A 19,802-nucleotide genomic window follows, 5' to 3' on the forward strand; every position below is an offset into this window, starting at 1 on the left:
ATGGCAAGTAATATTAATAATTTGAATAAACTGGCTGATCAAATCTACCAGGAGGGTATAGAAAAGGCTGAAAAAAGATCAGAAGAAATACTTCAGGAGGCAGCAGCTGAAGCACAGGAAATTTTAAACCAGGCACAAAATGAAGCCAAAACAATTGTAGAGCAAGCCAGATTAGAAGCTATTCAGCTTAAAAGAAGTGTAGAAAATGAACTGGAACTTAAAGGCCATCAATTTTTAAGTGACCTGAAGGAAAAAATTGCAAACCTGCTTTCGGACAGAATTATTAAAATCAATACCCAGGAAGCCTTTGCTGATGTAGCATTTTTGCAATCTGTAATATCAGAGGTGGTAAAAATATGGAATATTGAGGAAGATTTTGTGCTCATCCTTCCCGCTGAACTGGAAGATAAACTCAAGGGCTCCTTTGCACGCAGTATTCAGGAAATCATGCCTAATGTTTTTATTGCCTTTGAAAATGGCATAAACAGAGGGTTTCGCATTGGTAGAAAATCCGACAATTTTCAAGTGTCATTCAGTGATGAAGATTTCGTTGAGATTTTTAGTTCATATCTTTCCGAGCAGGCTAACAAACTTTTATTTAAGGAAAGCATATGAATTACTATTATTTGATAGCCGGTCTTCCCAACCTTTCCAATGATATGGATTCACAGGGCATTGATTTCGAAAAAACTTTCGAGTTGATACAGCGAAATCTTACCCTGGAGGATAACCGGTTGTTCAGGTACCTGCTTTATCCAAATGATATACGAAACCTGTTATCAATTTTATTTTATGAATATCATCATCTGCCTTTACTATCTGCCAAAAGGACTTCGGTTTTTAGTGAAGAAGAGATGAAGGATTACAGGTTTTTCAGGAGCAATTTCCCGAATTTTTTAAATGATTTTTTGGCTGAAAATGAAGCCCGGTTTCCTAGCATGACCATGAGGGAAATGGAGGATGCACTGATGGCTAAGTTTTATGAAGAGGTGGTGGCCCTAAACAACTTATTTATTAGAAAGTACTTCAGTTTCTATAAAGAACTGAAAGACCTTATTGCTGCCTTTAATTTTGAGTCTTTTAAATTCTTGTCAAGTCCAAATATCAAAGATCCGGAGCGACTAATCGGCCAGATAGGGCCAGCACGTTCACCAACCACTACCTTGATTAAAGATTATCCCTATCTGGAAAAGCTAATGGCAGTATTGTCCGACAATGATCCCCAAAAAATTGCACTATTCATTGATCGCATTCTTTGGGACTTTTTAGAAGAAAAAAAACAAGGCTTTTTTAGCAATGAGGAGGTTTTTACCTACACTATTCAACTACTTATGAAGGAGCGGTGGGCGCTGCTTGACCGGGAAGAGGGCTCTAAGCGCTTTTTAAAGATACATCAAAAAATTAGAAACAATGTCAGGTCTCCTAAAGCATCTATAATATGAATACAGGAAAAGTAACTGGTGTAATTTCCAACCTTATATTTATTGAGGTTGAAGGGGCTGTCACCCAAAACGAGATTTGTCTGATCCATTCTGAAAACAAACGCCTACTTGCTGAAGTAATCAGGGTGAAAGATGCTCAAGTATCGGCCCAGCTTTTTGAAACAAGCATGACCATCAAAATTGGCAGTCAGGTAGACTTTACTGGTAAAATGCTGGAGGTGGAATTAGGGCCAGGCATCCTGTCCAAGAAGTACGATGGCCTGCAAAACGACCTGACCAAAATGAGTGATCTTTTTATCGAAATTGGGCAGTCCACCGCTCCTTTGGATGAGGATATTTTTTACAAATTCAATCCTCTGGTGAAAGTAGGAGATAAGGTTTATGCAGGTGACTGGCTGGGAAGTGTATTAGAAAACTGGATTGATCATAAGATAATGGTCCCTTTTACTCTGAAAGGGGGCTATAAAGTGGTAACGATAGTCAATAGTGGAGACTACAGGATACAGGATACGATTGCCGTTCTTTCATCGGAAAAAGGAGAAAAGGTGATAGTTACCATGGTTCAAAAATGGCCGGTAAAGCGGGCAATCAATGTTTACCGTCAAAAGATTAGACCTAACCAACTCCTGCAAACCGGCTTACGGGTGATTGATACACTCAATCCCATTGCTGAAGGAGGAACCGGCTATATTCCCGGACCTTTCGGAACCGGTAAAACAGTACTTCAGCAATCAATAGCCAAAAATAGCAAGGCGGATGTGCTTATTGTAGTGGCCTGTGGGGAACGCGCCAATGAAGTTGTTGAAATTTTCACAGAGTTTCCTCAACTTACCGACCAAGTGACAGGCAGGAAACTGGATGAGAAAACTACCATCATTTGTAATACTTCTAATATGCCAGTTGCAGCACGGGAATCTTCGGTGTATGTGGGAATGACCCTGGCAGAATATTACCGTTGTATGGGGCTGAAAGTTCTCGTGCTGGCCGACAGTACTTCTCGATGGGCTCAGGCTCTTCGTGAAATGTCCAACCGGATGGAAGAATTACCAGGACCGGATGCCTTTCCGGTTGAACTTCCCGCCACTATTGCCAATTTTTACAGCAGGGCAGGGCTTACCGAACTCAAAAATGGCAAATGGGGCTCAGTTACTTTTATTGGAACGGTTTCCCCGGCAGGAGGTAATTTTAAAGAGCCCGTAACAGAATCTACCAGTAAAGTTGCCAGATGTTTTTTCGCGCTTTCCCAAAAACGTGCAGATGCCAAAAGATATCCCGCAATTGATCCTCTGGCCTCTTACTCAAAGTATTTGGAATACCCTGAATTTGTCCGAAATGCAGATGAACTTATTCAGAAAGGATGGGTAGAAAAAGTAAAGCGTTGTAAGAATTTAATTCAAAATGGTTTGGAAGCCAGGGACCAAATCAGCATTCTGGGTGATGATGCGGTACCGATAGAATATCATACTGCTTTTTGGAAAAGTGAACTGATTGACTTTACCTTAATTCAGCAAGATTCATTTGACAATGTTGATATGAATTCTCCTATTGAGAGACAACAATACATGCTCAACAAGGTAATGGCCATTTGTGAGTTGGATTTTCCATTCACAGAATTTGAAGAGGTGGGAACTTATTTTAAGAAGCTCATCAATTTGCTGAAGCAAATGAATTATACTGCCTTTGAGACTAAACAATTTAGGAATTACGAAGCATCACTTGATAAAGAATTATTGGGAATAAAAGAAGAAATAATAAATTAACCATGAAAACCAAGGCTTTCAAACGGATCTACACCAGAATTTCAGGTATTACAAAAGCTACTTGTTCATTAAAAGCCAGTGGGGTACGCTATGGAGAATTAGCCTGGGTGAATGGTATGCCAGCTCAGGTGATTAGTGTAGTAGATGATATGGTCACTGTTCAGGTTTTTGCAGGTACCGAAGGGATTTCTTCTCATTCAGAGGTGACATTTGCAGGAGCACCCCCTACACTGAAAGTAAGTGATTTATTGGCAAGTCGTATTCTCAATGGTTATGGGGAACCGATTGATGGCGGACCCGCACTTCGAGGGGAGGCCCGAATTATAAAGGGCAATGCAGTAAATCCAGTAAAACGCTCCAAACCTTCCACTTTGCTTGCTACTGGTATTGCAGGAATTGATTTGAACAATACCCTGGTTACCGGACAGAAAATTCCCTTCTTTGCAGATCCGGACCAGCCTTATAATCAGGTACTGGCTGAGGTAGCCATGCGGGCAGAAGCAGATAAAATTATTTTAGGTGGAATGGGGTTATCCAATGATGATTACCTTTTCTTTAAAAATACCTTTACCGAAGCTGGCGTATTGGATAAGGTGGTATCTTTTATAAATACCTCAGAAAACCCACCTCTGGAGCGGTTATTAATTCCGGATATGGTTTGTACCGCTGCTGAATATTTCGCCAATGACAGAAATCAAAAGGTACTTGTCCTACTAACAGATATGACCCTTTATGCGGATGCGCTTGCTATTGTGGCGAATAAAATGGATCAGATTCCTTCTAAAGATTCCATGCCGGGCTCATTATACAGTGACCTGGCGGGGATATACGAAAAAGCTGTGCAGTTTGCCCATGGAGGTTCCATAACTATCATTGCTGTCACCACTCTCAATGAAAGTGACATCACTCACGCCATTCCCGACAACACCGGGTACATTACGGAAGGACAGATATTTCTGAAAAAGGACACGGATATCGGCAAAGTAATCGTTGACCCGTTTCGCAGTCTCTCCAGGCTGAAACAAAATGTGATTGGAAAAAAAACAAGAGAAGATCACCCACAGATGATGAATGCTCTTGTCCGTTTATATGCGGATGCAATGGATGCCAAAACCAAAAAAGAAAATGGTTTTGATTTAAATGAATATGATAAACGGTGCCTGGCATTTGCCAAGGAATATGCAATGGATCTCCTGGCTGTGGATGTGAACCTCTCCATAGAGCAAATGCTTGATACGGGTTGGTTTCTTTTAAAAAAATACTTCGAAAAATTTGAGGTAGGCATTAAAGAGGAACTTTTGAATCAATATTGGGATGAGCGGAAAATAAAAGAACCTGTTAACTCCCCAAGCCATGGCACTGAAGTTTCATTATAATAAGACCACTATTCAGCAATTTAAACGGCAGCTTGCTATAAGAGAAAAAGCATTGCCTATCCTTAAAAATAAGGAAACTGCACTGCGGCTTCATGTAGAAAAACTGACCCGAGATCTGGAGGAACTTCAAGCCCAAAAGAAGGAGCTCAGTCAAAAAATGGAAAATTTTGCTCCCTTTTGGAATGAATTCCCTGAGATCCTTTTTATGAATGCTCATGAAATATCCCAGGAAAGGCTTATTGGTGTAAAAATTCCTAAGTTTAAACCTGTTGAATTTAGAGTGGCTGATGTAAGCTGGTGGAATCTTCCTGCCTGGATTCCTTCCGGACTTGGGCTGATGAAAGAGTTTATCCAACTTGATCTGAAGCAGGAAATTTTCCAGAAGCAAATTGAACTATTGGACCTGGCCAGAAAAAAAACCACCCAGAAAGTAAACTTGTATGAAAAAGTGCAAATTCCCGGTTTTGAAGATGCCATACTAAAAATAAAGCGGTTCCTGGAAGATAAGGAAAATATATCCAAAGCCGCTCAGAAGATTGTGAAAAAACGAAAAGAAAGGAGGGCAACATGATAGCTTCATTCAAAAAACTTACCCTTTTAATCCATCACAGTGAAAGAGAATTGGTCACTGATATGCTTCAAAAAATAGGAGTCGTAGATGTAGAAGTTAGCTCCAATTTAAGAAATGAAAATGTACAGGAGCTGGAAAGGGGAAAAAATAATCTCACTAAAGCGATTGAGGTTATTGAAGATCATGCTGAAAAAAAGCTCCGTGCCCAGGAAATAGTTCCTGATTTCAATACTCATGTGGTAGAAAAAATAATGGAATTAAAGTACCAGAGTGAAGAAAATGTGCAAAAAAGAGAAGCCCTGAGAAAAGAAAAGTTGCACCGGTTGCCCTGGGGAAATTTAGACCTTGAAAAACTTAATCGGCTTAAATCACATGGTCTTGAAGTTCAGTTTTGCATCGCAACCCTGAAAGAATTTAAGAAATATAATTTTGGCTCCGATATTGTTCAGGAAGTTTACCAAAGTGCGAACAGGGTATATTTCGTAGTGATTACAAAAGAAAAAGCCTCCCTTCCGTTTGAGTCGGTAAAGGTTCCTGATCAATCCCTTTCTGAAATATCCTCCAGTGAAGAAAAAATTGAAACTGAAAATGAAAAGATTGAACAGGAAATCGCTACCTACGTCCCATTCATTCCACATTTAAAGAGGGAATTGATAAATGTGGACAACAAATTGGCTTTTGCTATTACTTATGGAAGTTACAAAACATATGGAGAAGGCTCCATTCTATCCCTGATGGGCTGGTTTCCCAAGGGAATGGAAGACAAACTGGTCAAATTCCTGAAGAAAAGAAAACTTACTTATTTTATTGAAGATCCCGGACCAGAAAGTGATGTGCCGATTTTGCTGCTCAACAAGAGTTATTCTAAACTTTTTGAACCCCTGACTAAAATCTTCGAATTACCCAATTACTACGAACTTGACCTCACTCCACTGATTGCGGTTTTTTACCCAATTATGTTTGCCTACTGTCTGGGAGATGCCGGGTATGGGCTGGTTTTTTTAATCGCCTCAGTAGTGGGCTTGTTTACATTTTTTAAACATGAGAAACCCCTGGCTACACTGGGAATTATTCTTGGATTGTTTACCACCGTAATGGGAATTATTAAGTCAGGAAGCATATTTGGTATTCCCACTACTGCACATGACTCCTGGTTATTGTTTCAGTTTCTGCGGCAATACGTGATCATTCCCGATGATCGAACTTTCCTGTTTAATGCTTTTAATGTGGCACTAATGTTTGGGGTAGTTCAGATTTTGGTGGGTATAATCATTTCAATTATCAATAAAATTAAATTTGAAGGGTGGTTTTATGCCATTTCACAGATGGGTAAGTTGTTGATTGTCACCAGTGTGATTTGGATATTTCTGGCAGACATGCAAGGGGTTGAATCCATTCAATCCTACTCGGTTTTGAGAAAATCACTCCTCCTAATCGGTATATTGATGGTATTGTTTTTTCACGATTTGAATCAGAAAGTACTCATCAGGGCTGCTAATGGTTTTTTACCCTTGTTTTTTATTTTCACTGGTATTCTGGGTGATGTATTGTCCTATGTTCGCTTATTTGCCTTAGGTGTAGCCTCTTCAGTGTTAGGCTTGGTGGTGAACCAGATAGGTATTGAAATTTTTAACAGCGGATGGTGGGGGATTATTTTGGGTATAGTGTTTTTGATCTTCGGACATACCCTTAATTTTTTCATAGCCGTGATGGGTGCCTTTGTTCATCCGCTAAGGTTATCATTTGTGGAATTTTACAACAATGCTCAGTTCAAAGGGGGAGGAAAAGCATATCAACCATTTAGAAAAGAAAACATAAATTTTGAATAAAAAATCATGGAAGCATTACCTTTAACACTCGCATTTATCGGAATAGGACTTTTGGTAGGTTTAGCTGGCTGTGGAAGCGCAATGGGTACAGCTGTTGGGGCCCAGGCTACCTTAGGTGCACTTAAAAAAAGACCCGAATCATTTGGGTCATTCATTGTACTTAGTGCACTTCCAGGTACTCAGGGGCTTTATGGATTTGCAGGCTTTTTTATCCTCCAGGATCTTATCAGTATGGAAATGAGCTTGCTTCAGGGGGCAGGCATTTTAGGGGGAGGATTGGCACTTGGTCTTGCAGGGCTTTTTTCCGGTATGTATCAGGGAAAAGTATGCGCAAGTAGTATCGATAGCATTGGATCGGGAAATGATGTTTTCGGAAGGGCTTTAATCCTTGCAGTTTTTCCAGAGCTTTATGCCATAATTGCATTCGCATCACTTTTCCTTATCCGAGGAATTTTATAATTTAAGGAAAGTCTAACTCAATATATTATGGAAGCGTTTAAATATCGGCCTTTTCAAATAGCACTTGTTGGTCTCGATTTAACCGAAATGGATGACCATGTGATCAGCTTTGTAGCTATGATTAGTGAAATTTTACCTCTTGAACGAGTTTTCTTTATGTATGTGGCCAAAGAATTAGAGCTCCCAAAAGAGGTATTGGAAAAATATCCTGCGCTTTTAGCACCACTTGATGAGAGTATTCAAATGGATTTAAAACAAAAAGTAGATAAATATTTCAAGGATTCTAAAGTGGAAACCGAATGTTTGGTAAAGGATGGCGAACCCATTGATAAAATCCTAAAATTGGCTAAAGTTAAGCATGTAGATTTAATTGTGATGGGACGCAAAAAAAGTCTGAAGGGATCAGGGATAGTTTCCAGTAGAATTGCCCGCAAATGTCCAAGTTCACTTTTGTTGGTACCTGAAAACTCCAGCCAGCCTATAAAAAAGGTACTTATACCGGTAGATTTTTCCAGACATGCAGCTCTGTCCATAAAACAGGGGGTAAGATTTGTAAAAAACGCCTTCAATGATATTGAGCTGGTGCATATTTATGCCGTACCTACAGGCTATTCTAAGGTTGGGAAATCCTATCAGGAATTTGCAAAAATTATTAAAGGACATGCCATGAATAAATGTGCTAATTTCCTTCGTGAGAATGGATTTCCCTCAGATATAAAATGTAATTACATTTTGGAAGCCCATAGCAATAAGGGAGTATTACTACACAATCATGCTGTTGACGCCAATACCGATCTTATTGTGATTGGTTCCAGAGGACGTACCCGTGCCTCTTCCATTTTAATAGGTTCCTGTGCTGAAAAACTAGTTTTCCATGATTCTGATATTCCAGTCCTTATTGTGAAAAACCAAGGTGAAAATATGGACTTTTTGAAGGCAATTTTGCGAATTTAATCAGGTCAGTTTAAGCTATGAAGATGACTCGTATTTGCTATTTAGGGACAACTGATATTGAAAAAATAAATATTAATAATATTGGATAACCTGCTAGGATTAAGTAGAAATCAAATTAGAATCCCTTTGGGCTTAATTTTTTCATTCTAAAATAAATTTTGTGGTATAAAAAATCTGTAAAGCCTGTGTATGGATTTTATTAAACACTCAATTGATGTAATTATTCCCCAATAATGTTTTGAAAAACCTTTAATTTTCAATATACTTAAATTTAAGTATTATGCGTATTTATTTTGATTTAAAATCATAAAAATTCAACGGTAATTATCACTAAATTTCCAAGAGAGAATTATTTCCCTTTATTGATTAAGAGGAAAAACGACAATAAACTGCTAAGTTTATTGGGGGATTTTTATGTGCTAATTGAATTTAAAATTAAAGGAATGAAAAATAAAAGATTACTGTTTCAATTAGTTTGTTTAATAGTTAGTTTGTTCCCATTCAAAGAGATATTCTCACAATCTCTCACAGAACCTCCTCAAAAAAAGATTGTTTCAGTCAGGTTATTGAAAAATACCATTAGAAGCGTAGGAGATTTTAAAGCTGGTGATAATTGGTGCCAAACATGGGCGGCTGATGATAATGTATATACTATGCTTGATGATGGGTTTGGTTTTAATAATGGAAGTACAAAATATAATAATGTTCCGGTAAGGATTGCAGGTAATCCTAATTCTTTCCTGGCAACGGAATTAACAGAAGGTTATCCCAAATATGAATATAAAGGAGGCTGGTATGCTTATGGGATTATTTCGGTGGATAGTATCCTTTATACCTCCGTATCAATTACACAAACTGGTGGATTCAATTATTTCCGCGGAAATAAATTATTCTATTCGGAAGATTTTGGTAAATCATGGTTTAACCATAATGGAAATCCGGCCAAAAAGGAACAATGGGATATCCAGGAGGAAAAGGTTTTCTTTTGGCATGAAGATCCAGTAATAAGAGATAGTGTAGAAGGATATGCATTTTCCTGGATTTCATTTTGCCAAAATGGCCAGGATAATGCTCATGCCGATAAAATTGGTGACCCTTATATTTATCTCTACAGCCCGGAACCCGCTGAATCTTGGAAACTAAACTTGGCAAGAGTTAAAAAGGATAGCATAAGATTTAAAAAATCCTATGAGTATTTTGCGGGATTTGATGAGGATCATCATCCAGCATGGACTTCCCAAATAAAAAACAGGGGTGTTATTTACGAATTTCCAAATGATAATGATTGGGGCTGGTATTCATGGCAACCTAGTGTGGTGTGGAATGAAAATCTTGGCTATTATATTATGGTAAATTATGGCTCCAGATTTGGTCGGACAAGGGGAAGTCTTCCAGGGAACTACTGGAACGATTATATGCATGATGAAACCTGTAGTATAGGTTTTTGGTATGCAGAGCACCCCTGGGGGCCCTGGAATCAAATTTTCTATGAACCTTTCTTTTACCCCATTAGTAATAAGGATAGAGCTTATCAATTAAAACTTAGTCCAAAATGGATTGAAGATGATGGAAAAACCATGTATTTAATATGGTCTGATGCCAAAGATAGTTGGACTACACATTATTTGTGGAATCATATGAAAATAACTTTTCAGGTAGAATAGTCGGCTTTTCTTCAATGTGTTTTTTCAACTTAACAGACCTAAGCCCTATGATAAATTTTGAAAAGAATCTTTGGGATTAAAGTGGAATTTAAGTTTTACCTTAATTCCGTTTTCCACATAATCCCAAAAGATACTTGTTTTCTAAATTATCAGTTTTACCTACTGAGCTTCACCCTGTGGCTATTGTTGATTCAATCCAATGCCAGGTTGAAGTTTTAAGGTGACTTTTTTTCTTGATATGGTAGAATTTAGAAGTTTTGGTGCCTCAAAATCGCTTATTGCAGCAATTCTTGCTGAAGAACCACTAATTACAGCTAAGGCAGTTCCCAATAATGGATCATAAATATTTCCAAAAGGAACAAATTCCCTGGATTCTGAAATTTCAACATCGGGAATAAACCCTGCCGAATAATCAGAATTTCCCAAACTGTTATAAGCCTTCATGATAATTGGTTGTAGGGCATAATCAATATCTCCTGTTTCATCCGTAATGGTAATTGATCCCACATTTTTACCATAAGTTGTTTCCCCAATCAGGTAGACATCCATATATGGTTTCAAACCATTAATAACCAATTCACTTGATGAGGCAGAGGCATTTGTCACTAGAAAATATACCCTGCTGAGTTGGTTACCAATATTTCCTGTTCGGCTATAAAAGTTTTCATTAAAGTAATCTTCCCCATAAGCTCTTTCAAGCTGATTTTGAAGGGTACTGTTATATTCTTCTCTGATAAACAGGTCATTTGAACTTACACCTATTCCGATTAAACTTGCTAAATTTATGGCTGAAGTCACATATCCTCCTGGGTTATACCGCAAATCTACAATGAGTTCCGTTACTCCTGATGATTTGAATCTACTGAAAATCTCATTCAGTTCTTCATCATATTGTTCACTTTCACTGCCATTTGGTCCAGGGATAAACTGGTTATAGACAATGTATCCGATTTTAACCCCATTTTGCACATAAATGCTATCCATAAAAATTGGATTTTCCTGAACTAATGTCTTATAAATATTTATGGTTTCATCCAATGCTACATATTCGTTTTCCTTAAATACGGCCATGGTGAGAGTTAGATCGTTATTGTTGTAGAGCAAATCAATATAATTTTGATCTGTTAAGGTTTGGCCATCCACTTTGGTGAAAATATCCCCCCTGGTGATTCCCATAAGAGCTGCAGGAGATTCGGGGATGGTATAGATCACCTGTCCAATTATTTCACTCCCGGTTTCATTCTTATAATACAGGTTAAATTCCATTCCGGTAGTTGTTTCTTCTCCATTAAACGATGCTAATAATTCGTCTGCATCTTCACTAATAAATGAAAAGCGATCTCCTTCCGGATTACTTGTTTCATTAAAAGTGTAAAGTAAGGATTCGAAAAAGGAGATGGGTTGCAGGGTTAAATCAGGACTTAACGGTATTTCATCGTTCCAGAAGTAGTAGTACTCCATATTCCTCAGAATCCAATCATTAGTTTCAGCATATGATGAGCTGGGTGTAGCTTCATCATTATCCGGAGAAACTTCCTCCTCTTCTATATCTGAACAGGATAATATTAAAACTGAAAAAGTTAAAAATAATACGCAAAGTTGGTTAATCTGGCTGGTTTTCATAAGTAAATTTTTCTGGTTAAAAAAACAGGAAACTTTTCTATTCCAGTTATGTTTAGGATTTCCCTCCTTTACATGGATAGAAATCTATGCTCAATTGGATATTGGAGTGAAAAGCTTTGCATAGTTATAATTTGATTTTTGAGGAAGCGAATTAAATCTACAATCAGGGTAAAATTCTATACAAACGGGTGATTTTTCTGTTTCAGGAAATGGTTTAAAAAAGTAAGGTTAGCCCTTAAAACTGTTTTTTTAGAAGCTTAACCTTTCGATTTACAGTTGATAAATATATTATTTCCTGAATAATCAGCCAGGGTAATTGTTTTTTATGGATTTATTCCCTGTTCGGTAATTCGTTTCCAATCAATTCAATTACCATCAATGATTTAATTACCCTACCCAAATTTGAAAAAATCTGAAAAATTGCCGGGTTCTTCTATACAATTCCTCTGAACGTCTATGTGCATAATATAAATTGAGTTACAGTCATTTATTTAGCTTTCATAAAAGCAAATGACTATGAAAAATTTATCATATAATCATCTGATTATTTCTTTCTTGATGATTACAAGCTGTTTCCAAAGTTTTGGACAGGTAAATCAGGAGCCGACCGTTCCCTTAAAATGGGATTTAAGCAATTGTATATCCTACGCCATTGCCAATAATATCACCGTGAAGCAGGTGGAAATGGCTCAGCAAAGTAGTGATGTAAATCTGGAGCAATCCAAGGCAGCCTGGTTACCTAGCCTGAGTGCTACAGCTAGTCAGAACCTTACACGAGGAACAAGTATAGATCCTATCACCAGTGATTTTCTTTCCCAAAAAATTCATTCCACCAGTTTGGGTATAAATGCCCAAATGACACTCTACGGTGGAAATAAAATCAATAATCAGATAAAACAAAATAAAATGCTGGTGGAACAAAATTCTCTGTTTGTAGAGGAGTCCAAAAACAATATCACCTTGGAGGTTACTAAAGCATTTTTGCTTACACTTTATTACCGGGAAGGTATTGAAATTGCCGATCATAATCTTAATGCCTCGGCCAGACAATTGGAACAAACTCAGGCGCTATACGATGCCGGTTCTGTAGCAGCCAAAGATCTTGCAGATATTCAATCTCAATATGCTTCAGATCAATATGCCATGGTCTCTGCACAAAATGCCTACGACCAGCAAGTTTTAACTTTAAAGCAATTATTGGAACTCGAGCCTGGACAAGAGTTTGAACCCTCATTTCCTGCATCAGACCTTGAAGTAAAGGTGCTAATTCCTGATAAAATGGAGGTTTATCAGCGATCATTAGAATTTCTTCCAGAGATAAAAGCAAGCCAGATGCAAATGGATATTTCTTCAATTGACCTTAAAATTGCCAAGGCGGGATATCAACCTACTTTGGCATTAGTTGGCAGACTCTCCTCGGGTTTTACCAGCACACAACCGTATACTTTTTCCGAACAACTGGATAATAATTTTAATCAGGGAATCGGGCTTTCACTTAGCATTCCCATCTTTTCAAATCTTAAAAACAAATCCAATGTGCAATTGGCAAAAATTGCGATGGAATCTGCCAACTTAGACAGGATTGCTACCAAAAAGGAAGTATACAGAAAAGTGGAAAGTGCTCATCAAAGCGCAACAGGAGCACAAGGAGAGATGGACGCTGCAAAAATTCAAGTGGAAGCTGCAAAGGTTTCATATGATCTTTCCCAGGAACAATATGAGCTTGGATTAATCAATACAACTGAATTACTGATTGACCAAAATAACTATTTGACAGCCCAACAAAAATACCTGCAAACGAAATATACCACCCTGTTATATTTCGAATTGCTTCAATTTTATCAGGGAGAACCTATTAAATTATAATTTATTGAGATGAAAAAAATCACCCTTTATGCCTGCCTATTTCTGGCAGCAGGATTAGCCACCTACTTCTTTATTCTAAAGGAGGAAGACCAACAGGTGAAAGTGGAAACGGTAAAAGCTGTGAAAGGTACGATTAATCATATCATTACGGCAACAGGAACCATCGAACCCCTAACACAGGTAGAGGTGGGTACACAGGTGTCCGGGGTAATCCAGAAAATTTATGTGGATTATAATTCTAAAGTGAAGTCCGGACAACTACTCGCTGAATTGGATAAGACCAATTTAAGCGCAACACTTGAAGAAGCGAATGCTTCATTAAACACCGCTTTGAATGAGCAGAATTACCTCCAGAAAAACTTTGACAGAATAGCAAAACTCTATCAAAGTAAGAAGGTGAGTCAGGTGGATTATGAAGAGGCTGAATACAAATTAAATAATTCCAAGGGGGTTGTAGCCCAACGGAAATCCGATGTCAGCCGGGCAAAAACCAATTTGGGATATGCCAACATTTATTCACCAATTGATGGAGTAGTTTTGTCTCGTTCAGTAGACGAGGGGCAAACTGTAGCGGCAAGCTACAGTACCCCAACGCTATTTACCATTGCTCAGGACTTGAAACAAATGCAGGTAGAAGCTGCAGTGGACGAAGCCGATATCGGTCAGGTGAAAGTAGGTCAAAGGGTGATCTTTTCGGTAGATGCCTATCCAGATGATGAATTCTCCGGTACTATTACTCAAGTAAGACTGGAACCTATAGAAGAATCCAATGTCATTACATATACGGTAATTATAAAAGCCGAAAATCCTGATTTAAAACTGATGCCGGGTTTAACGGCCAGTATTTCTGCCTATACTTTGGAATTATCTGATGTACTTACTTTGCAAGCCAAGGCTTTAAGATTTGAACCCGACCGGCAAATTTTGAGGGCTTATATGTCCAACTTTCAGGAAGATGGTAAAACCAACCTGGCTGAAGCTCAAAATCCTGAAAACAACAATATGGTGCCAGTGGGTATGCCTCCAAAATTTAAGGAAAACCATCCTCGGGGTGAACTATCGGAGAATGAAAAAATAGTTTGGATAAAAAATGATGATGATATTCGGCCGCAAAAAATTGTAATTGGGGAAAGTGATGGAGTTCAGGTACAGATTATTGAAGGTTTGGCAGAGGGAGATGAGGTAGTATATGCAATGGAAATATCCGATCCTCCAAGAGAGAGAGGAGAAGGAGAAATGGGGGAACCCTCCAGCCCATTTATGCCCCAAAGACCAGGGAGTAACAGGAAGAAATAGGAAATATGAAGAATCTAATAATTTCTCAAAATCATGGATAAAACCATCATTAAAATAGAAGAAATCAAAAGAGAATTTCTTATAGGAAATGAAACGGTAAGAGCGCTTAAGGGGATTTCCTTTTCCGTTACTCAGGGAGAATTTGTAACCATTATGGGTACAAGTGGTTCTGGAAAATCGACCCTTCTGAATATTTTGGGTTGCCTGGACCAACCTACATCCGGGATTTATGAATTGGATCAGGTAGCAGTGAAGAATTTAAGTAAAAATGCATTAGCTAAATTGCGGAATGAAAAAATTGGATTTATTTTTCAATCCTATAACCTCCTGCCCAGAACGACTGCCATAGAAAATGTGGAACTTCCCTTGTATTATAACAAAACAGTTTCATCAAAAGAAAGAAAAGAACGTGCAGAAAATGCATTAAACTTAGTTGGTTTGGCAGATAGAATGGATCATACACCAAGTCAGCTTTCCGGTGGGCAGCAACAAAGGGTTGCCATTGCCAGGGCAATTGTAAATGACCCGGTTGTAATCCTGGCGGATGAAGCAACCGGAAACCTGGATACCCGGACTTCTTATGAGATCATGGCACTTTTCCAGGATTTAAACAACAGAGGTAAAACCATTGCTTTTGTAACTCACGAACCTGATATAGCCTTATTTAGTAACCGAACGATAGTACTGAGGGATGGCCATATAATCAAAGACAACCCGGTAGACAATATTAATATTGCTGCTGAAGCTTTACAAAAATTACCTTTAGAAGAAGAGTTATGAAAACTATAAACCTGATTAAAATTGCCTGGAAGGCACTTCAGCGAAATAAAACAAGGGCATTTCTTACTATGCTTGGAATTATAATTGGAGTAGCCTCAGTAATAGCCATGATGGCTATAGGGGAAGGATCCAAACAAAGTATCCGAAATCAGATCTCAAGCATGGGATCTAACATGCTATCAATCATGCCTGGAAGCGATTTCCGCGGTGGGGTAAGGCGGGACAACAGTGAATCACAATCTCTTACTCTAACCGATTTAAAAGCTTTACAAACTAAAAGTACTACCATCTCCTATATTTCCCCACAGGTGAATGGGGGAGGGCAGGCTATTTTTGGTTCAAACAACTGGCCTACTTCTATTTATGGAGTAGGCGAAAATTATACAGCTATCCGTAAGCTGGAAATAGCCAGTGGTGTGATGTTTACCGAAAATGATATTAAGATGGCAGCAAAAGTTGCAGTTATTGGGCAAACTATTGTAGAAAACCTCTTTGGAGATGGCACAGATCCGGTGGGGCAAACCATTCGGTTCGATCGTATTCCATTTAAAATAATAGGAGTGTTAAAGGAAAAAGGTACCAATACCTTTGGGCAGGACCAGGATGATATTATACTGGCTCCTTATACTACTGTTCAGAAAAGGATACTGGCTTCAGAACACCTTCGGTCAATAGTTGCCTCTGCAAAAAGTGAGGAAATAGCTGATGAGGCAGTGGAAGAATTGTCAGATATTTTAAGGGTATCACACAATCTCAAAGCGGATGATGAGGACGATTTTCATGTACGGTCACAGCAGGAATTGATTTCCACATTTAGTTCAACTACGGCAATTCTCACTGTCTTATTGGTGGCTATTGCCAGTATTTCCCTTGTGGTAGGTGGGATTGGAATCATGAATATCATGTATGTTTCCGTAACTGAACGGACCCGGGAGATCGGGCTAAGAATGGCCATTGGAGGAAGAGGGGTTGACATTTTGATGCAGTTTTTGGTGGAAGCCATTTTGATAAGTGTTACCGGTGGTTTAATTGGGGTATTATTGGGAATTGGCAGTACATTAGGTGTTTCCACCTATCTGAGGTGGCCGACATCCGTAACTTCAGAATCTATTATTATATCTTTCCTGGTTTGTGCGATTACCGGAATCTTTTTTGGATGGTACCCAGCACGAAAAGCTGCCGGTCTTGATCCAATTGTAGCACTTCGATATGAATGAAATGATGTTTTTAAGTATATTATGACGCTTATAAAGAAAGGATGATTATTTAAGCTAAAACGCTTTTCAAAAACTATTGCCAGAAAAAAGATATAATTTTCTGTTACGAGAAGCATTTCTGGCAGACTTTCATCAATTTTGCAGGTCTTTAGTTGTAACTGGAAAGGGCAAATAATCCTCTTCCCAATTGGGTAAAATGGAGGGGGAAATTTCCTGAAAGGGTAGTAGTTTACAGGAAAGAATTTTCAAAGAGAAACACCAGTCTAAGGCTGTTATCTCAGTAGGAGGTCACAACTGATTAAATAAAATAAAAAGCTTCAACACCATGAATGCCAGAATAAAACCAAGTAGTTTCGCAAATGGAGATAAGGATAAAAAAAAGCAGAGATACCTACTGATTCTGATGCATATTCTGGTTTGGGGTATTATATTTTATATGCCTTTTCTATCCAATTTTCGATCTCCAAAAACACTTAGTGACCTCTTTAGAGAATTCAGACCTCCTATATTTTTTGCTTTAATTTTTTACATCAATTACTTTTTTCTAATTAGAAAATTTGTATTTACCAAAAAAATATGGGCTTTTTTGCTGGTAAATATAGGTCTGTACATTTGCTGTATTTTTATTTTAGAATATTTCAGAGATTTTAATTTTCAGAAAATTGATCAGGCCACCGAAAGTCTCCAGGAAATGGACAGAAGGCCGGGACCAAGTTTTATTGAGGTGTTTTTGAGGCTATTTTTAGCATTTATGATGACTACTGGTGTGACCGTGGCGATTAAAATTACCTCCAAATGGTTTCATTCGGAACATTTACGGAAAGAATTGGAAAAGGAACACTTAAAATCAGAATTACTTCACCTAAAAAATCAACTTAATCCACATTTTCTTTTCAATACCCTAAATAATATTTACGGATTAATCATACAGAATCAGGAAAAGGCACAGGATGCTGTTCATCAACTCAGTAAATTAATGCGGTATCTGCTTTATGATAGTAATGAAAAACTGGTTCCATTAAGCAAAGAAATTGAATTTATGCATCACTATATCGACCTGATGCGTTTGCGGCTAATGACAAATGTTTCCGTGCATTATGCATTTCCAAAAAATAATGTTGATTGTGAAATAGCCCCTTTGCTTTTTATTTCTCTAATAGAAAATGCATTCAAACATGGAGTAAACCTGAATGCACCTTCGGAAATTGAAATGGAGATGAATCTTAGCAGAGAAAAAAAATTGGAATTTTATGTTAAAAATACCGCCTTCCCCAAAAGCGATGAAGACAGAAGTGGATCTGGTATAGGCCTGGTCAATTTAAGGAAAAGGCTAAAACTTCTTTATCCGGAAAACCATACTTTTACCATTCATCAGGAAGATAAATATTTTGAATGTACCCTAACACTACAATTATGATCAATTGCCTGATAGTAGATGATGAACCCTTAGCCCTGGATATTCTTGAGAATTATGTCCGAAAAACCCCTTTTCTAAATTTAAAAGGAAAATGCCTTGGCGTAATTGAAGCTATGCAGGCATTGGAAAAGGAAAAGGTTGATTTATTGTTTCTTGATATTCAAATGCCGGAAATTTCAGGTATTAAATTTTCCCAAACCCTTCCGGAAAATATTAAAGTTATTTTTACCACAGCTTTCGAACAATACGCTTTGGAAGGGTTTAAGGTAAAAGCACTGGATTACTTGTTAAAGCCTATAAGTTATCAGGAGTTTCTGATAGCGGCCAATAGGGCAAAAGACTGGTTCGATTTAAATGAAAAAGCCAGCCAGCCTTCGGTAGTGGCTCCGCACACGGAAAGAAGCCTTTTTGTGAAATCAGAATATAAACTTTTAAAAATTGAATTCGATCACCTCCTTTATGTGCAGGGCCTAAAAGATTATGTGAAATTTTATCAGGTAAATAATGATAAACCCATATTATCACTGATGAGCCTGAAAACACTGGAAGAAAAATTACCCGAAGATCAGTTTATGAGGGTACACCGATCTTTTATTGTGAACCTCAATAAAATTGAATCCATTCAGCGGAATGTAATTATTTTTGGAGATACCCATATTCCTGTGGCTGAAAAGTATAAGGAAAAGTTTCATGAATATGTGAAAAGTAAATTTCTTGAATAATATGTAAGCACTTTCCATAAAATAATTATTTCAGTCAATAGGTGAGTAGAAGGCTTTGAAAAAGACTTAATACTCTCTCTGGTTTTCTTTTTTCATCACCTTATAAATTTCCCTTGACTGTTCAAAGTGTCTTTGTTCATGTGTCACAATTATTTCAAAGGCTTTTCCTAATTTGTAAACAATGTTTTTATTGGCAGGGGATGAAATTACCACTCCTTTTTCCACCAAATCCTTAGAATTTTCCATTATTTTTTTCAGTTCCGATTGATGTGTTTTGAACCTATCAAGGATTCCACTTGGTATTTCGCTTTTAGAGGGTTCCCATATGGGAAAGGTTTTCATCTTCTTTCTTCTATCAGGCTGAACAGCCTTTAATACTGTTTGGCCAAAAAATGAAATTATAAATCCAAATTTGGCCAAAAATGGAGTTTTATAAGTTCCTTTCCCGATTGAATCAATTATGGGAAAGTAAGTCTGATTAATGAGGATTAAGTGATCAATATTTTGCGCAATACTCCATTTTTCGGGGCCTGGTTTCCAATTCAGTTCTTCTATACTTAGCTTTCCAAAAGTTTCAGAAAATTTTTGCGTAATCCTATCTATTTGTTTACTCCAATTTTCCATGTCGAAGGATTTTCAGTTTTTTTTTAGTTAGATTAAATATAATCCTTTTGAGGTTTACCATTCAAAAACTACCATGGTTATTGTCGTCTTATTTTTAAGTGCCATAACATTAGAGATGTTCTGGTGTAATTGCTTGATACTCAATAGTTGTTATCTTTGGGATAAAAAATAAACAATGGCAATATCCTTAAAAGAAATAAGA

Annotated in this window: 17 protein-coding genes; 15 read left to right on the top strand and 2 right to left on the bottom strand. The window is 37.7% G+C overall.

Translation table 11 applies throughout. The features are described 5' to 3' along the window. The 9 genes from A3EM_RS0126675 (at position 1) to A3EM_RS0126715 (ending at position 10,055) form a co-directional block, all read left to right on the top strand. On the top strand, positions 1-615 hold the full coding sequence (locus A3EM_RS0126675; protein WP_020531304.1) for a V-type ATP synthase subunit E: 615 nt from the start codon (positions 1-3) through the stop codon (positions 613-615). Then, positions 612-1,442 (top strand): DUF2764 family protein, encoded by an 831-nt coding sequence (locus A3EM_RS0126680; protein ID WP_020531305.1) that lies wholly within the window; start codon positions 612-614, stop codon positions 1,440-1,442. Before A3EM_RS0126675 ends, A3EM_RS0126680 begins: the two co-directional genes overlap by 4 nt. Then, positions 1,439-3,202 carry a V-type ATP synthase subunit A gene (locus A3EM_RS0126685; RefSeq protein WP_020531306.1) on the top strand — a complete coding sequence of 588 codons (1,764 nt, stop codon included), beginning with the start codon at positions 1,439-1,441 and terminating at the stop codon, positions 3,200-3,202. The genes A3EM_RS0126680 and A3EM_RS0126685 overlap by 4 nt, the downstream gene beginning before the upstream one ends. Positions 3,203-3,204: 2 nt before the next feature. Next, positions 3,205-4,578 (top strand): V-type ATP synthase subunit B, encoded by a 1,374-nt coding sequence (locus A3EM_RS0126690; RefSeq protein WP_020531307.1) that lies wholly within the window; start codon positions 3,205-3,207, stop codon positions 4,576-4,578. Continuing rightward, positions 4,556-5,149, top strand: a complete 594-nt coding sequence (locus tag A3EM_RS0126695) for a V-type ATP synthase subunit D (protein ID WP_020531308.1) — start codon at positions 4,556-4,558, stop codon at positions 5,147-5,149. Before A3EM_RS0126690 ends, A3EM_RS0126695 begins: the two co-directional genes overlap by 23 nt. Next, positions 5,146-6,978 (top strand): V-type ATP synthase subunit I, encoded by a 1,833-nt coding sequence (locus tag A3EM_RS0126700; protein ID WP_020531309.1) that lies wholly within the window; start codon positions 5,146-5,148, stop codon positions 6,976-6,978. Before A3EM_RS0126695 ends, A3EM_RS0126700 begins: the two co-directional genes overlap by 4 nt. Positions 6,979-6,984: 6 nt before the next feature. After that, positions 6,985-7,437 (top strand): V-type sodium ATP synthase subunit K, encoded by a 453-nt coding sequence (locus A3EM_RS0126705; protein WP_020531310.1) that lies wholly within the window; start codon positions 6,985-6,987, stop codon positions 7,435-7,437. 27 nt (positions 7,438-7,464) lie between these two features. Further along, complete coding sequence (locus A3EM_RS0126710; protein ID WP_020531311.1) at positions 7,465-8,391, top strand: universal stress protein; 927 nt, start codon at positions 7,465-7,467, stop codon at positions 8,389-8,391. Between the two features lie 443 nt (positions 8,392-8,834). Further along, positions 8,835-10,055 (top strand): hypothetical protein, encoded by a 1,221-nt coding sequence (locus tag A3EM_RS0126715; protein WP_157638107.1) that lies wholly within the window; start codon positions 8,835-8,837, stop codon positions 10,053-10,055. Positions 10,056-10,235: 180 nt separating this feature from the next. On the opposite strand, the gene A3EM_RS0126720 is transcribed toward A3EM_RS0126715, so the two are convergent. Continuing rightward, entirely contained in the window at positions 10,236-11,678 is a 1,443-nt protein-coding gene (locus tag A3EM_RS0126720; protein ID WP_020531313.1) for a S41 family peptidase, read from the bottom strand. A 516-nt stretch (positions 11,679-12,194) separates the two neighbouring features. On the opposite strand from A3EM_RS0126720, the gene A3EM_RS0126725 reads away from it, so the two are divergent. The 6 genes from A3EM_RS0126725 to A3EM_RS0126750 all read left to right on the top strand — a co-directional run bounded on the left by A3EM_RS0126725 (position 12,195) and on the right by A3EM_RS0126750 (position 18,976). Then, the gene (locus A3EM_RS0126725; protein WP_020531314.1) at positions 12,195-13,544 is read left to right on the top strand and encodes a TolC family protein; all 1,350 of its coding nucleotides are present in this window, start codon (positions 12,195-12,197) and stop codon (positions 13,542-13,544) included. A 9-nt stretch (positions 13,545-13,553) separates the two neighbouring features. Continuing rightward, entirely contained in the window at positions 13,554-14,840 is a 1,287-nt protein-coding gene (locus tag A3EM_RS0126730) for an efflux RND transporter periplasmic adaptor subunit (RefSeq protein ID WP_020531315.1), read from the top strand. A gap of 33 nt (positions 14,841-14,873) precedes the next feature. Continuing rightward, positions 14,874-15,620: an ABC transporter ATP-binding protein gene (locus tag A3EM_RS0126735; protein WP_020531316.1), complete on the top strand. Its 747-nt coding sequence runs from the start codon at positions 14,874-14,876 to the stop codon at positions 15,618-15,620. Next, the gene (locus tag A3EM_RS0126740; RefSeq protein WP_020531317.1) at positions 15,617-16,837 is read left to right on the top strand and encodes an ABC transporter permease; all 1,221 of its coding nucleotides are present in this window, start codon (positions 15,617-15,619) and stop codon (positions 16,835-16,837) included. Before A3EM_RS0126735 ends, A3EM_RS0126740 begins: the two co-directional genes overlap by 4 nt. Before the next feature lie 325 nt (positions 16,838-17,162). Beyond that, complete coding sequence (locus A3EM_RS0126745) at positions 17,163-18,254, top strand: sensor histidine kinase (protein WP_020531318.1); 1,092 nt, start codon at positions 17,163-17,165, stop codon at positions 18,252-18,254. Further along, positions 18,251-18,976, top strand: coding sequence for a LytR/AlgR family response regulator transcription factor (locus A3EM_RS0126750; protein ID WP_020531319.1), 726 nt, complete (start codon positions 18,251-18,253; stop codon positions 18,974-18,976). The genes A3EM_RS0126745 and A3EM_RS0126750 overlap by 4 nt, the downstream gene beginning before the upstream one ends. A 66-nt stretch (positions 18,977-19,042) precedes the next feature. Here A3EM_RS0126750 and A3EM_RS0126755 read toward each other — a convergent pair whose 3' ends face one another. After that, on the bottom strand, positions 19,043-19,600 hold the full coding sequence (locus A3EM_RS0126755) for a DinB family protein (protein WP_020531320.1): 558 nt from the start codon (positions 19,598-19,600) through the stop codon (positions 19,043-19,045). Positions 19,601-19,802 lie beyond the last annotated feature (202 nt).

It is taken from the genome of Flexithrix dorotheae DSM 6795, from assembly GCF_000379765.1.
GTDB lineage: Bacteria > Bacteroidota > Bacteroidia > Cytophagales > Flammeovirgaceae > Flexithrix > Flexithrix dorotheae.